Origin of the sequence: Streptomyces sp. NPDC050211 (assembly GCF_040656035.1) — a bacterium.
In the GTDB taxonomy this organism is placed as follows: Bacteria; Actinomycetota; Actinomycetes; order Streptomycetales; family Streptomycetaceae; genus Streptomyces.
Genome location: NZ_JBFALC010000077.1, coordinates 12,376 through 28,028 on the forward strand (window position 1 = coordinate 12,376; position 15,653 = coordinate 28,028).

A 15,653-nucleotide genomic window follows, 5' to 3' on the forward strand; every position below is an offset into this window, starting at 1 on the left:
CAGAAAGGAGCACGCCCATGACGTCGCCACTCGCACCCAGGCCCGAGCCGGCGACGCCGGCCGGCCCCGGCCCCCTCGCCTCGTTCCTGCGGTTCGTGCTCTTCGGGGGCGGCGTCGGAGTCCTCTGCAGCTTCGCCGTACCGCTGCTGGCCATGGCCCTGCCCTGGGCGGTCTCGAACGCGGTCATCACCGCCGCCTCCACCCTGCTGTGCACCGAACTCCACGCCCGCTACACCTTCGCCACAGGGCGCGGCGCCGGCTGGCGCGAGCACGGGCAGTCGGCGGGCTCGGCCCTCGCCGCCTACCTGGCGACCAGCATGGCCGTGTACGTCCTGCATCTGGCGCAGCCCTCCCCCGGCCTGCTGACCGAGCAGATCGTCTACCTCGGCGCCTGCGGCCTGGCCGGCACGGCCCGCTTCGCCGTCCTGCGCCTGTACGTCTTCGCCGCCCGCCGGACTACGCGGCGGCCCCTGACGCGGCAGGCGCCGGTGGCCGCGCCCGTCCTCGCGGCGTAGGCCACGCCCGCTCTCCACCGCCCTGCGAGCACCCGTCGAGGGCGGGGCGACAGGGTCGGGTCCAACGCTCCGACGCGGACGGGCCCGAGCCGCCGCGGGGGCACCGAACCGCCCGCCGGCGCCCCACGTCCCCCGGGGGCACCGGCGGGCTTCTTACTGCCCGCCGCCACGTGACGTGCGCCGGGCGGCAGGACGAAGGGACACCGAAGTGAACAGCACGTGGTTGAGGCGCTTCACCACGGCCGCGGGCAACGGGCCGCGGCTCGTGTGCTTCCCGCACGCGGGGGGCTCCGCGACGGCGTACGTGCAGCTGGCGCGTACCCTGCCCGCGGACTTCGACGTGGTGTCCGTGCAGTATCCGGGGCGTCAGGACCGGTACGGCGAGGCGCCGTTCACCGCCCTGGCCCCGCTCGTCGAGGCGGTGGCCGAGGAACTGGCCCAGGAACTGGCGGCGGAGGCCGCACGGCCGTACGCCCTGTTCGGCCACAGCATGGGCGCGCTCGTCGCGTTCGAGACGGCCCGGCTGCTCGCCCGCAGTGAACTGCCCGCCCCCCGGCGGCTGTTCCTGTCCGGCCGGGGCGCGCCGGGCACCCGGATCAGCGCCCAGGACCGCCTCTACGGCGACTACGACGACGCCGATGTGCTGGCCGAGGTGCGCCGGCTGGGCGGCACCGATCAGGCCATGCTCGACAACCCCGAGATCCTGGAGATCGTGCTGCCGGCGCTGCGGGCCGACTACCGGGCCCTGGGCACGTACCGCTGGAGCGGAGGAGAACCGCTCGCCACCGCGATGACCGTCCTGGTCGGCGACAGCGACCCGATGGTGACGGTCCAGGAGGCCGGGACCTGGCGGGAGCACACCAGCGGTGACTTCGCTCTGAAGGTCTTTCCCGGCGGGCACTTCTATCTCGCCGACCACGTCGGCCAGGTCGCCGCGGCCGTCACCGAGGATCTGCTCGCCGGCACCGCCGCCTCCTGACCGCCGGGCCCGGCGGCCGGGCCCGGGATGGCTCAATGTGGCTGGTTGACCATGACCCCGGGTCAGGGGGGACCCTGGGGCATGACCCGTTCTGCTCGTTCGCCCTGGGCCCGCATGGTCCCGGTCGAGGACACGGCCCTGGCCGTCAACGACACCCGCGGCCCCGGCCGTCCCGTCGTCTACCTCAACGGCTCCTATGCCGATTACCGGCCCTGGCGGCCCGTGATCGCCGAACTCGGCTCCGACTGGCGGCACATCACCTTCGACGAGCGGGCCCGCGGCCGGTCGAAGCGGTCGGCGGACTACTCCTTCGAGGCGTGTCTGCGGGACATCGACGCCGTCCTGGAGGCGACCGGGGTGGACCGGCCGCTGCTCGTCGGCTGGTCCTACGGTGCGGCGCTCGCGGCGCACTGGGCCGACCGCAATCCGGACCGCGTCCTGGGCGTGGTGTGCGTGGACGGCGCCATTCCGTACGGTCTGACCGGTGAGGCCGGCCGCGCACGGATCCGGAAGCTGTTCCGCCGGATGCGGCTGCTGCTGCCGCTGGTGCGTCCGCTGGGCATGGCCGCGCGGATGACCGCCGACCAGCATGCCGACATCAACATCGAGGCCAATGAGATCAACGCCGCCATCGAGCCGGTCCTCGCCCGGCTGACCTGCCCGGTGCGCTACGTCCTGGCCACGGGCAAAAGCCTCGGCGGGGGCCAGGAGGAGATGGAGGAGATGCGGGCCTCGCTCAGTCCGGTGCTGGCCCGCAACCCGAACCTCCAGGTGAGCGCGAAGGTCGCGAGCAACCACTCCCACGTGCTGCGCAAGGACTTCCGGGCCGTCGCCGAGGCCACCCGCCAGATCGCCGCCGCGCACGAGCAGGGGGCCCGCTGAACAGACGGTGCGGACCGTGCGCCACCCGATCGCGCGGCGCGCGGTGCCGCACCGGCTCGGCGACCCTCGGTACGCCGCGTCGATGACGCGTTCCCAGGAGGCCGGGTCGTGGGATCCGGGCGACCCACGGCCCGGCTGCCTGCGCGCAGTGGGCGTCGACGGCCCGCGTCGACGGCGGCCCGGCCGGCGGGCCCGGTGCTCACAGGACGGCGCCCTCCCTGGTCCTCCTGCGCAGTGTGGGCCTGCTGGACTGGGCGAGGTCCTTCCACATGTCCGACAGACCGGCGACGGTGCGTGCCGCGAACAGCGTGCGGATGGACACCTCCTGGTGCAGCTCCGACCGGATCAGGCCGACCAGCCGGATCGCCCGCAGTGAGTTGCCGCCGAGATCGAAGAAGTCGTCGTCGATGCCGACCCGGTCCCGTTCGAGTACGTCGGCGAAGGCCGCGGCCAGGGTGCGCTCGGTGTCGTTGCGCGGTGCCCGGTAGGTGCCGTCGTCGGTCTCGGGCTCGGGCAGCGACGCCCGGTCCACCCTGCCGTCGGCCGTGACCGGCAGGCGGTCCAGGGCGGTGAACACCGTCGGCACCAGGGACTGTGGCAACCGGCCCGCGGCGAACCGGCGCAGTTCCTCGCCCGGGACGGCCCGGCCGGCCGCCCAGACCACATGGGCCACCAGCCGCTGCTGCCCGGCGTCGTCCGCGGCGACGCTCACCACCGCCTGTGCCAGGCCCCGGTGCTCGGCCAGCGCCTCCTCGGCCTCGGCCAACTCGACCCGGACACCGCGTACGTCTGCCTGGCTGCCGGCCCGGCCGACGTACTCGAGCCGGCCGCCGTCGGCCCACCGCACCCGGTCCCCGGTGCGGTGCATGAGCGCGCCGGGCGGACCGAACGGGCAGGGCACGAAGCGCTCCGCACTCTGCCCGGGGCGCCCGTGGTAGCCGCGTGCCAGGCCGGGCCCGGCCACATACAGCTCTCCGGTCACGCCGGCGGGGACCGGCGCCAGCCCCGGGCCCAGCACATAGAGGGCGGTGCCGGCCGTCGGGCGGCCGACCGCGGGCGCGGGGGGCGCCGGTTCGCCGGCGGCCAGGCGGTGGGATGCGGCCCACGCGGTCGTCTCCAGCGGGCCGTGACCGTGGACGATCGTCAGGTCGGGGCAGGCCTGGCGTATCCGTCGCAGCGCGGCCGCGGGCACGCGGTCACCGCCGGTCCACACCTCGCGCAGCCCGGCAAGGGATGCGGGGTGTGCCGCGGCGAGTGCCGCGAACAGGCCGGCGGGCAGCCACACCGTGGCGATGTCGTGCGCCGTGCGCAGCCGGGTCAGCGCGTCGAGGGCCGGCTCGCCGTCAGGGGCCACGACCACGCGGCCGCCGCTCAGCAAGGGCGCCCACACTTCGAGGGCGAACGCGCCACAGGTGGGCGGCGAGTGCCACAGCACGGTGCCGCGGCCGGCTTCCCGCACCTGACGGTCGGTGACGAACCGCTGCAGGTTGCGGTGCGTCACGGCAACTGCCGTGGGCGCACCGGCCGCTGTGGAGGCGTACAGCACGGCCAGCAGGCCGTCCGGGTGTGCCGGGGCCGCAGCCTGCGGCCCGCCGTCGCCGTCGGCGTCGGCGGTGTCCGGCCCGAGGTCGTCGCACACGATCGCCAAGGCGTCCAGGCCGGCGGGGAGCGTCTGGGCTGTCGCCGCGTCGGTGAGCAGGGCGCGCGCCGATGAGTCGCCGAGCTGCGAGGTGATCTGCTCCGCCGGGGACGTCGGGTCGATCGGGAGGTAGGCGCCGCCCGCCCGCGCCACCGCCAGCAGGGCGACGACCAGGTCCACCGAGCGGGGCAGCGCCACCGCCACGACCGTCTCGTCTGCGATGTGCCGCCGGCGCAGCGCCCGGGCCAGGCGGCCGGCCCGCTCGTCCAGTTCGCGGTAGGAGACCGTGGCGTCGCCGGACACCAGGGCGACGGCGTCGGGCTCTTGCCGCACCTGCCGGGCGAACAGCTCCGGCACGGTCAGCGCCGGCGCCGGCGCTTCGGTGTCGTGCGGTGCCGCCAGGACCCGGTCGCGCTCCACGCCGCTGACCACGTCCAGCGCACCGACGGGCTGCTCCCCGGCGGCCACCACGGCCCGGATGCAGGCGAGCAGTTCTTCGCCGATGAAGCGCAGCTCCGCGCGGGTGTACAGGCTCGCCGGGGCGTCGAGGCGGATGAACAGGTCGCTGTCGGCGCTGCCGTCGGTGTAGACGCCGATCGACAGTTCGTCGAAGGTGCCGGTCGTCGCGCCCAGGTAGCGGGCCCGGTGGCCGGCGAAGTGGAGCTGCTCCACGAATTCGACGACGTTCATGACGGCACCGAAACTGCCGCGGCTGCCAAGGACGGTTTGGGCCGCGCGCTGGATGTCCGAGTAGTGGCAGGCGGTGTGATCGAAGATCTCGTACGTCTCGTCGCTGATCGCGTCGGCGAGTTCGGTGACGGTCGCACCGAGGGGAACCCGCACCCGTACCGGCACCACGTTGACGGCCAGGCCGGGCGTCCTGCTGGCCACCCCGACCCGGTTGCCCACGGCCAGCGACAGGAGGAACTCCGCACGCTCGCAGCGGTGCCGCAGGAACACCGCGGCGGCCGTGGTCAGCAGCTGCGACATCCACACGCCCATGGACTGCGCGGTCTGGGTCCACGCGTCCGCCTCGGCGCGCGCGACGGTCAGCGTCCGGCTGGCCATGCCGATGGCGCCGGCCACCTCCGACCAGCGGTCGGCGCTGCTCATCGGCGCGTCGAGCGCGGACCGCATCGGCTCGGACAGGGCGACGCGCGGCACCTGCGCGGGCGCGGGCGCATCGGTCAGGTAGGTGCGCCAGAACTCCGTGTCCTCGGTGAACGTGGGGGAGGCGAGGTAGTCCACCGCTTCGGCCGCGAACGACTCGGCGTCCCACGGGTGCGGCAGCCGGGGTACGGGCTCCCCCCGCACCAGCGCCGTGTACACCTCGGCGAGACGCTTCGACAGCAGGCCGCCCGCGCCGAACCCGTCCGAGATGAGGTGGTGGTAGGCGATCACCAGGAGGGAGCGGGTCGCCGCGAGCTTGACCACACCGAGCCGGAACAGCAGGTCCCGCTCCAGGTCGAACGGCTGCCGCACCAGGTCGGCGAGGGCTTCGCGGGCCGCCTGCTCGGGGTCGGCCTCGGCGCTGAGGTCGAGGAAGAACGGCTGCCAGTCCCCCAGTTCCCGGGGGATCAGGCGCAGCCCGCCGCCGTCGTCGGCGAAGGTGACGCGCAGCACGTCCGCCTCGCCCATCACGTGCAGGAACGCGGATTCCATGACCGCCGAATCCAACTCACCGTCCACATCCCACATGGTCAGCGCATGGTTCGGCGTGTCGGGAGCCATTTCCTGCGCCCGCCACATCCCTTTATGCGCAGACGACGCACCGAACGAACGCACACAGATCAACCCCTCAGCAAACAGGCCCGGGAATCGGAGGAATTCACAGATCACCCCACCTTCGGGGAGGTGAATCGGCCGTTCAAGACAACTCGATGCCGGGCGGGACAGGCCGCTGCGGAGCTTGCGGTGTCCCGCCGGCGGGACAGTCCCCAGTCCTCAAGGACAGTCCTTACGCCATGCCTTATGGCAGGGAGGACATGAGGTGCTCGGCGATCCGCCGCGGTGACGGGTGCCGCAGCACCAGATTCGCCCTCAGTTTCAGTCCGGTCGACGCGGTGAGGCGTTTACTCAGCTCCACCGACAGCAGCGAGTCGAATCCGAGCTCCTTGAACTCCTGGTCGGGGTCGACGGATTCACTGGAGGGATGTCCGAGCACGACGGCGACCTTTTCGATGACGTGGTCGAGGACGAGGGCCTTCGCGTCGTCGCCGGCCAGGCCCAAGATCCTCGTCGACAGGGAGACGGGCTGGTCATCGTCTGCGGGCGGCTGCGCCGGGGGCATCTGCGCCGCGGCCGCCGTGGGCGCGGAGCTCAGCCAGTACCGCTGCCGCTGGAACGCGTACGTCGGAAGGTCCACCCGCCGGCGCGTGCCGAACAGGGCATCGAAGTTCACCGACCCGCCGCGGACGTGGAGTTCGGCCAGCGAGCCGACCACGGCCTCCACCTCGTCGCGCTCCCGGCGTGACGACGACAGGACCACCGCGTCGTCGACGTCCTCGACGATTTCCTGCACCGGGACGGTCAGCACGGGGTGCGGGCTCATTTCGATGAACACCCGGAAACCGTCCTGGGCCAGCCGCCGCACGGAGGATTCGAAGAGGACCTTTTCGCGCAGGTTGTTGTACCAGTAGTCGCCGTTCAGCCCGGCGGTGTCGATGATTTCGCCGTACAGGGTCGAATAGAAGGGCAACGCCGACGCTTTCGGGCTCACGTCGGACAGCGGGTCGATCACCTGGTCGCGGACCCGGGCCACCTGGTGGGAATGGGAGGCGTAGTCGACGGATATGCGCCGCGCCTGAACGCCGTCGGCCTTCATCTTCTCGACGAATTCATCGAGTGCGTCCGGTTCCCCGGACACCACCACGGAGCGGGGTCCGTTGACCACGGCGACGCTCACCCGCTCGCTCCACGGAGCCAGCCGCTGCGCCACGACGTCCGCGGACTGTGCGACCGAGGCCATCCCGCCGTGCCCGATCAGCTCCACCAGGGCCTTGCTGCGCAGCGCCACGATCTTGGTGGCGTCCCGCAGCGACAGCGCACCGCAGACATGGGCGGCGGCTATCTCGCCCTGGCTGTGTCCCACGACCGCGGCCGGTTCCACACCCCAGGACCGCCACAGGGCGGCCATGGACACCATCACCGAGAACAGTGCCGGCTGCACCACGTCCACCCGGTCCAGGGCGGGCGCCCCCTGAACGCCGCGTATCACGTCGAGCAGCGACCAGTCGACCCACTCGGCCAGGGCGGCCGCGCACGCGTCGAGGCTCTGCGCGAAGACGGGGAAGGTGCCGTACAACTGGCGGCCCATGCCGGCCCATTGCGAGCCCTGCCCGGGGAACATGAACGCGACACCGCCGAGGCTGCCGGCGACGCCCCGCACCACCGAGGCCGACTCCGCGCCCTCGCTCAGCGCCGCCAGCCCACCGAGCAGCTCGTCCCGGTCGCGGCCCAGCACCACCGCGCGGTGCGCGAACCGCGACCGGCCCGACACCAGCGACCAGCCGATGTCGGCGATGTCCGCGCCCGGACGGGCGGCGGCCTCGCGCAGCCGGCCCGCCTGCCGCTGAAGCGCCGTCGCCGTCTTGCCCGACACCACCCACGGCACCAGGCCGCCGACGACGCCCGGGCCCGGGCCGCGCTCCTCGGCCGGCGGCGGTTCCTCTTCCAGGATCACGTGCGCGTTGGTGCCGCTGACGCCGAACGACGACACCCCGGCCCGCCGCGGACCGTCCGCCCGGGGCCACTGGCGCCCCTCAACCAGCAGCTCGACCGCACCGGCCGACCAGTCCACGTGCGCGGACGGCGTATCCACGTGCAGGGTCTTGGGCAGGTAGCCGTGGCGCAGGGCCAGCACGGCCTTGATGACTCCGGCGACCCCGGCGGCGGCCTGCGCGTGCCCCATGTTCGACTTCAGCGACCCCAGCCACAGCGGCCTGCCCTCGGGCCGGTCCTTGCCGTACGTCGCCAGCAGCGCCTGCGCCTCGATGGGGTCCCCCAGCACGGTTCCGGTGCCGTGGGCCTCGACCAGGTCCACCTCGGCGGGCGAGAGGCTGGCGTTCGCCAGGGCTGTGCGGATCACCTTCTCCTGGGCGCGGCCGTTGGGAGCGGTCAGCCCGTTGCTGGCGCCGTCCTGGTTGACCGCGCTGCCGCGCACGACGGCCAGCACCGGGTGGCCGTTACGGCGGGCGTCCGACAGCCGCTCCAGCAGCAGCACGCCCACCCCCTCGGCCCAGCCGGTGCCGTCGGCCGCGTCCGCGAAGGCCTTGCACCGGCCGTCGGCCGACAGGGCGCGCTGCCGGGAGAACTCCACGAACATCGCGGGCGTCGACATCACCAGCGCCCCGCCCGCCAGCGCGAGCGAGCACTCCCCCGCCCGCAGGGACTGCGCGGCCAGGTGCAGGGCCACCAGCGACGACGAGCACGCCGTGTCCACCGACACCGCAGGCCCCGTCAGCCCGAGTTCGTACGCCACCCGGCCGGAGGCGACGCTGAGCGAGCTGCCGTACAGCAGGTGGCCCTCCAGCTCGCTGTGGCCCGCCTCCAGGAAACGCCACCCGTATTCGGTCGAGCTCACCCCGGAGAAGACGCCGACGTCGGCGCCGCGCACCTCGGCGGGAACGATGCCGGCCCGCTCGAAGACCTCCCACGACGTCTCAAGCAGCAGGCGGTGGTGTGGATCGATCGCCAGGGCCTCGCGGGGGCTGATGCCGAAGAAGCCCGCGTCGAAGTCCGCCACGCCGGTCAGGAAGCCGCCCTGGCGGGTGTACGAACTGCCGGCCGTGTCGGGGTCCGGGTCGTACACGTCCCGCCATCCGCGGTCCGTGGGGAAGTCGTCCACGACGTCCCGGCCCTCGCGGATCACATCCCACAGTTCCTCGGGCGTCGACACGCCTCCCGGGTAGCGGCACGCCATGGCCACCACGGCGATCGGCTCGCCGCGGCCGGCTTTCAGGGCGTCGTTCTCCTGCCGGAGGCGGTCGCGCTCCTCCAGCAGGGTGCGCAGCGCCCGCTGGACCCGGTCCGCGCCGTCCGCTGTGCGATCCGCGGAGTTGGTCATGTCACTTACCCCTTCTCATTCCAGAGCCAGGTCTACGAGTGCTTCCAGGTCCAGGTCCGCGAGTTCGCCCGCACCGCCGTCCGCCTCCGGCCCCGGCCCGTCGGTGTCCGGCCCGGGCGGGCCGGCGCAGGCCAGAACCTGCTCCAGGAGGCCCGCGCTGCGCAGCCGGTCGATCGAGACGTGGCGCAGCGCCTCCCGGATCCCGGCGTCCTCGTCCGGGCCGGTGTCCGGTGCCGGACGCAGCAGGCCGCGGATGTGCTCGCTCAGCTCGCGGGGTGTGGGGTAGCTGAAGACGAGGGTGGTCGGCAGGCGCAGTCCGGTCTGGGCGGCCAGGCGGTTGCACAGTTCGACCGAGGTCAGCGAGTCGAAGCCGAGCTGGGTGAAGGCCTGGTCGGCGTCGACGACCGCGCCGGCGGGGTGGCCGAGCACGAGGGCGACCTGGTCGCGGACCCAGTCGAGGACGGCTGGTGCCGCTTCGTCCGCCGGCAGGCCGGCCAGCCTGGCCGGCAGGCCCAGGGCGCCGCCGCCGGTGGCCGTGCCCGCGCTGGTGCGGCGTGGTCGGCCGCCGGCGGCGAGGTCGCGCAGGAGCGGCGGCAGTTCGTCACCGGCCTTGTTCCGCAGCGCAGCGATGTCCACCCGGGCCGGGATGAGGACCGGCTTGTCGATGGCGCACGCCGTGTCGAACAGGGCCAGGGCCTCGGGGGTCGGCATCGCGGCGATGCCGCTGCGCCGCAGCCGGGAGAGGTCGGCCTGGTCGAGGTCCCCGGTCATGCCGCTGCTCTGCTCCCACCAGCCCCAGCACAGGGAGGTGCCGGCCAGGCCCAAGGCCCTGCGCCGCGCCGCCAGACCGTCCAGGAAGGCGTTCGCCGCGGCGTAGTTGGCCTGTCCCGCGTTGCCGAGCGTGCCGGCGAGGGCGGAGAACTGGACGAACGCCGACAGGGGGCGATCGAGGGTCAGCTCGTGCAGGTTGATGGCGCCGCCGGCCTTGGCGCGCAGCACGTGGTCGAGGCGGTCGGCGGTCAGCGACTCGACGGTGCCGTCCGCCAGCACACCCGCCGCGTGCACGACGGCCGTCAGCGGGTAGCGCGGGGGCATGTCCGCGAGCAGCTCCGCGACGGCGGCCCGGTCCGCGACGTCGCAGGCCACGACGCGGACGGCCGCACCCGCACCCTCAAGGTCCGCGACCAGCTCGTCCACGCCGTCGGCCGCCGGTCCCCGACGGCTCGCCAGCACCAGGCTCCGCACGCCGTGTTCGGCGACCAGGTGCCGCGCCACGAGCGATCCCACTCCCCCGGTCCCGCCGGTGACCAGCACGCTGCCGCCGCCGAAGCCGCCGCCCACCTCGAAGACCAGCTTGCCGATGTGGCGGCCCTGGCTCATCTCGCGGAACGTCCTGCGCGCGTCGCGGATGTGGCGCACGGAGACCGGATTGAGCTGCACCCGCCCGTCGGCGAACAGCTCCATGACGGCCCGGAACATGTCGTGGATCGCGTCCGGGCCCGCCTCGTACAGGTCGAAGGCCCGGTAGGCGACGCCGGGATGGCCGGCCGCCACCTGGTGGGGCTCGCGGATGTCCGTCTTGCCCATCTCGATGAACGTTCCGCCCTCGGGGAGCAGCTTCAGTGAGGCGTCGACGAAGTCGTGCGCGAGGGAGTTCAGGACGACGTCGACCCCGCGGCCACCCGTGGATTCCAGGAACTTCTGGGCGAAGCGCAGATCGCGCGACGAGGCCAGGTGCGCGTCGTCCAGTCCCAGGCCGCGCAGGGTGGGCCACTTGGCCGGGCTGGCGGTTGCGTAGATCTCGGCGCCGGCGTGCCGGGCCAGCTGGACGGCGGCCATGCCGACGCCGCCGGCCGCGGCGTGGATGAGGATCCGCTGTCCCTTCGTCAGCCGTGTGACGTGGAAGAGCGCGTAGTAGGCGGTGAGGAAGGTGCTCGGCACCGATGCCGCCTCGGCGTAGCTCCACCCGTCGGGGACGGTCGTGAGCATGCGGTGATCCGCCACGGCCACGCGGCCGAAGGCGCCGGTGAAGATGCCGGTCACCCGGTCACCCGGCGCAAGACGTGTGACGTCGTCGGCGACCTCCAGCACCACTCCGGCGCCCTCGCTGCCCAGCCCGGCGTCGATGGCCGTCCGGTCCACCAGTCCCAACGCGATCGTGACGTCACGGAAGTTGAGCCCCGCGGCCTGGACGGCGATGCGGACCTGGCCGCTCGTCAGGGGCGCTTCCACCTCGGGGCACGGGATCCAGGTCAGGTTCTCCAGCGTCCCCTTGGTCGGGATGCCCAGCCGGTGGGCGCCGGTGGCCGGGGGCTCGATCCGGTGGTCCGCGGGTGCGGCCGGCGTCATGCGCGGCAGGAGGCAGGTGCCGCCGCGCAGCGCCAGTTGGTCCTCACCAAGGGCGAGCACGTCCGGGAAGCGGGCCCAGGAGGCCTGCTCGTCGTCGATGTCCACCAGCCGGAACCTGCCGGGGTGCTCGGTGCGGGCGGACCGGATCAGCCCCCACACGGACGCGCCGGGAAGGCTTTCGACGCTCTCCCCCGCCCCGGTGTCCAGGGCCAGGCGGGTGAGCACCACCAGCGTGGATTCGGCGAGGGATTCCTCGGCGAGGAAGCGCTGGACCCAGTCCAGGACGCGCTGGTCGGTGCCGGTGACCGTGGCGAGCAGATCGGGGCCGGCGGCGACGACGTCGTCCAGGCACAGGACGATGTGCCGGGGCGGCCGGCCCGTAAGGACGTCGTCCAGGGACGCGTAGCACACGGCGCTCTCGCCGCCCGCCGCCGTGAGCCGGGAGGCCAGGCCGTTGTGCGCGCCGATGACGCCCCACGGCCCGTGGTGGGTTTCCCGCGTGCTCTCCTGGACCGGCCGCCACGCCAGCTCGTACAGCGGCTGCTCCTGCCCGCCGCGTGCCGAGCGCACCTGCTCGGCGCTGGCCGGCCGGAACGTCAGCGCGTCGACGGATGCGATCGGGCGGCCGTGCTCGTCGGCGATCGCCACGGACACGACGCCTTCGCCGGCCGGGGAGAGCCGGACCTTCACGGTGGGGCCGCACGGGCCGGCCAGGTGCACGCCGGACCACGAGAAGGGCATCCAGCCCTGCTCGCCCGTCACCTCGATGACACCGCCGGCCACCACCGCGTGCAGGACGGTGTCGAGCAGGGCCGGGTGCAGGGCGAACCCGCCGCCGGCCGGGGCCTCGGCGCCGGCCGGCAGGGTGGCGAGGGCGAACAGGTCGTCGCCGTGCTGCCAGACCTCGCGCAGCCCGCGGAACGCCGGACCGTAGTCGAAGCCGCCGTCCGCGAGGGAGTCGTAGAGGCCGTCGAAGTCGAGCTGCCGCGCCCCGGCCGGCGGCCAGGCGGCAAGCGAGCGCGCCTCCTCGGCCCGCGCGGGCGTCGGCGGTGTGCCCGGTGCCAGGCTCCCCCGCGCGTGCCGGGTCCAGCCGCCCGCCACCGGGGCGTCGTCGCCGGGGCGCGCGTACACGTCCACCGGGCGGCGTCCCGTCTCGTTTGCCGCGCCGACGACGACGCGCACCTGCACGTCGCCCGCCTCGGGCAGGATCAGGGGAACTTCCAGGGAGAGTTCCTCAACCGCACCGCAGCCGACGTGGCCGCCCACCGACAGCGCCAGGTCCAGGTAGGCCGTCGCCGGGACGACGACCGCACCGAACACGGCGTGATCGGCCAGCCAGTCGTGACTCCGCAGGGACCAGCGGCCGGTGAACACCACCTCGTCGGTGCCGGGGTGGTCCACGCAGGCGCCCAGCAGCGGGTGCTCCGGGGCCGACAGACCGGCGGAGGCGACGTCCGCCGAGCCCATGCCGGCCAGGAAGTCCAGCCAGTACCGCTGCCGCTGGAACGCGTACGTCGGCAGGTCCACCTGCCGGCGCGTGCCGAACAGGGCATCGAAGTTCACCGACCCGCCGTGGGCGTGCAGTTCGGCCAGCGCGCCGACCAGGGCCTCGGCCGCCGGGCGGCCCGGCCGCGACGCCGACAGGACCACCGCGTCGGGCACGCCCTCACCGGCGAAGGCCTCCTTGGTGATGCTCGCGAGCGTCGCTCCCGGCCCCACGTCGAGGAAGACGTCGGCGCCGGCCGCACGGGCGCACTCCACGGCGTCGTAGAAGCGGACGGGTGCGCGGACGTGGTCCACCCAGTGCTCGGCGGACGTCAGCTCCCGCAGCGTGGCCTCGCGGCCCAGCCGGGTCGAGACGATCGGGATCGACATCTCGCCCGCGGGCAGGTCACCGATCGCTGCCGCGAACTCGTCCAGGATCGGGTCCATGAGCGGGGAGTGGAACGCGTGGTCGACCGGGAGCAGTTTCGCCGATGTGCCGTCGGCGACGAGCCGTTCCTTCAGGGCGTGGACCTCCTCGCGCAGGCCCGAGACCACCACCGACTCCGGGCCGTTGACGGCGGCGATGCCGAGGCGGCCGTACGCGCCGAGCAGGGGGCTCACCTCGGCCTGGGAGGCTCGGACGGCCAGCATGGCGCCGCGTTCGGTGACGGTCTGCATGGTCCGTCCGCGGGCGGCCACCAGCCGGACCGCGGTGTCCAGGTCGAGGACTCCGGACACATGGGCGGCGGCGATCTCGCCGACGGAGTGACCGATCAGGTGGTCGGGCCGCGGACCGTACTGCGCCAGCAGCCGGTACAGGCTGACCTGCAGGGCGAACAGCGCCGGCTGCGCGATGTCCGTACGCTCGCGTCCCGCGGGGTCGTCGGCGAGGAGCAGGGGCCCCAGCGCGAAGGGGAGATGTGCGTCGAAGTGTGCGCAGATCTCGTCGAGGCTCTGCGCGAAGGCGGGGAAGGTGTCGTACCACTGGCGTGCCACACCGGCCCAGGGCGAGCCCTGCCCGGGGAACATGAAGACGCAGCCGCCGAGTTCCGCTGCGACGCCCCGCACCACCGCGGCGGACTCCGCGCCCTCGCGCAGCGCCGCCAGGGCGGCGAGCAGCTCGTCCCGGTCGCGGCCCAGCACCACCGCGCGGTGCGCGAACCGGGATCGGCTCGACACCAGCGACCAGCCGACATCGGCGATGTCCGCATCCGGATGGGCGGCGGCGAATGCGTGCAGTCGCTCCGCCTGCGCCCGCAGCGCCTGCTCCGAGCGCGCCGATACGGCCCACGGGACCAGCCCGGTGAGGCCGGGGGCCGGCTCCGCCTCGGGCGCCTGCTCGGTGGTGTCGGGGGCCTGCTCGAGGATCAGGTGCGCGTTGGTGCCGCTGGCCCCGAAGCTGGACACGCCGGCGCGGCGGGGCCGGCCGGCCGGGGCGGTCCACTTTCTGGCCTCGGTCAGCAGCTGAACCGCCCCGTCCGACCAGTCCACGTGCGTCGTCGGGCGGTCCACGTGCAGCGTCTTGGGCAGCATCCCGTGCCGCATCGCCATGATCATCTTGATGATGCCGCCGACGCCCGCCGCGGCCTGGGTGTGGCCGATGTTCGACTTCAGCGACCCCAGCCACAGCGGACTGTGGGCCTCCCGCTCCTGGCCGTAGGTGGCCAGCAGCGCCTGCGCCTCGATGGGGTCGCCCAGTGTGGTGCCGGTGCCGTGCGCCTCCACCGCGTCCACCTCGCCGGCCTGCAGCCGGGCGTTCGCCAGCGCGGCCCGGATCACGCGCTGCTGGGCCGGACCGTTGGGCGCGGTCAGCCCGTTGGACGCGCCGTCCTGGTTGATGGCCGAGCCGCGGATCACCGCCCAGATCCGGCGCCCGCCGCGCCGCGCGTCCGACAGCCGCTGAAGGACCAGCATCCCGGCGCCCTCGGAGAAGCCGGTGCCGTCCGCGGCCTGGGCGAACGCCTTGCAGCGGCCGTCGGCGGACAGGCCCCGCAGCCGTGACATCTCCCGCAGCACCTGCGTCGTGCCCATGACGGTGACGCCGCCGGCCAGGGCCAGAGAGCACTCGCCCTGCCGCAGCGACTGCACCGCCTGGTGCACCGCCACCAGCGACGACGAGCAGGCGGTGTCGACCGACACCGCCGGGCCCTCAAGGCCCAGCGCGTACGCCACGCGCCCGGACGCCACGCTCAGCAGGGAACCGGTCTGCCCGTAGCCCGCGATGGTCTCGGGGGTGAAGAAGTGGTTGCCGTACCCGAAGTACGCCAGGCCCGCGAAGACGCCGGTGTCGCTGCCGTGCAGGGTCTGCGGGTCGATGCCGGCCCGTTCCAGGGACTCCCACGACGTCTCCAGCAGCAGCCGGTGCTGCGGGTCGGCGGCCAGCGCCTCGCGCGGATTGATCTCGAAGAACTCGGCGTCGAAGTCACCCGCGTCGTACAGGAATCCGCCCGAGCGCGTGGAACAGGTGCCCGGCCGGTCCGGATCCGGGTCGTAGAGGGCCTCAAGGTCCCAGCCCCGGTCCTCGGGGAAGTCCGCCACGACGTCCGCGCCCTCGCGCACCAGCTCCCACAGCGCCTCCGGGGACGCCGCACCGCCGGGGAAACGGCAGGCGACGCCCACCACCGCGATGGGCTCGCCGGCGGCGTCCGTCAGCTCCTGCAGGCGCTTGCGTGTCTCGATCAGCTCGATCGAGGTGCGCTTGAGGTAGTCGAGAACCTCGGCGTTGTTGTCGTTCGTCAT

Annotated in this window: 6 protein-coding genes; 3 read left to right on the forward strand and 3 right to left on the reverse strand. The window is 73.7% G+C overall.

Annotation, left to right across the window (positions count from 1 at the left end; translation table 11 throughout):
• Positions 1-17 precede the first annotated feature (17 nt).
• From AB0I98_RS42825 to AB0I98_RS42835, 3 genes are all read left to right on the forward strand, one after another.
• A complete protein-coding gene (locus AB0I98_RS42825; protein ID WP_362951448.1) occupies positions 18-515 on the forward strand; it encodes a GtrA family protein in 498 nt (165 codons plus the stop codon).
• Positions 516-723: 208 nt separating this feature from the next.
• Positions 724-1,494, forward strand: coding sequence for an alpha/beta fold hydrolase (locus tag AB0I98_RS42830; RefSeq protein ID WP_362951449.1), 771 nt, complete (start codon positions 724-726; stop codon positions 1,492-1,494).
• 81 nt (positions 1,495-1,575) lie between these two features.
• Entirely contained in the window at positions 1,576-2,376 is an 801-nt protein-coding gene (locus tag AB0I98_RS42835; protein ID WP_362951450.1) for an alpha/beta fold hydrolase, read from the forward strand.
• 199 nt (positions 2,377-2,575) lie between these two features.
• Here the strand turns inward: AB0I98_RS42835 and AB0I98_RS42840 are convergent, their stop codons facing one another.
• From AB0I98_RS42840 to AB0I98_RS42850, 3 genes are all read right to left on the reverse strand, one after another.
• On the reverse strand, positions 2,576-5,854 hold the full coding sequence (locus AB0I98_RS42840) for an amino acid adenylation domain-containing protein (RefSeq protein WP_362951451.1): 3,279 nt from the start codon (positions 5,852-5,854) through the stop codon (positions 2,576-2,578).
• Positions 5,855-5,984: 130 nt separating this feature from the next.
• A complete protein-coding gene (locus AB0I98_RS42845) occupies positions 5,985-9,080 on the reverse strand; it encodes an acyltransferase domain-containing protein (RefSeq protein WP_362951452.1) in 3,096 nt (1,031 codons plus the stop codon).
• Between the two features lie 15 nt (positions 9,081-9,095).
• A complete protein-coding gene (locus tag AB0I98_RS42850) occupies positions 9,096-15,653 on the reverse strand; it encodes a type I polyketide synthase (RefSeq protein WP_362951453.1) in 6,558 nt (2,185 codons plus the stop codon).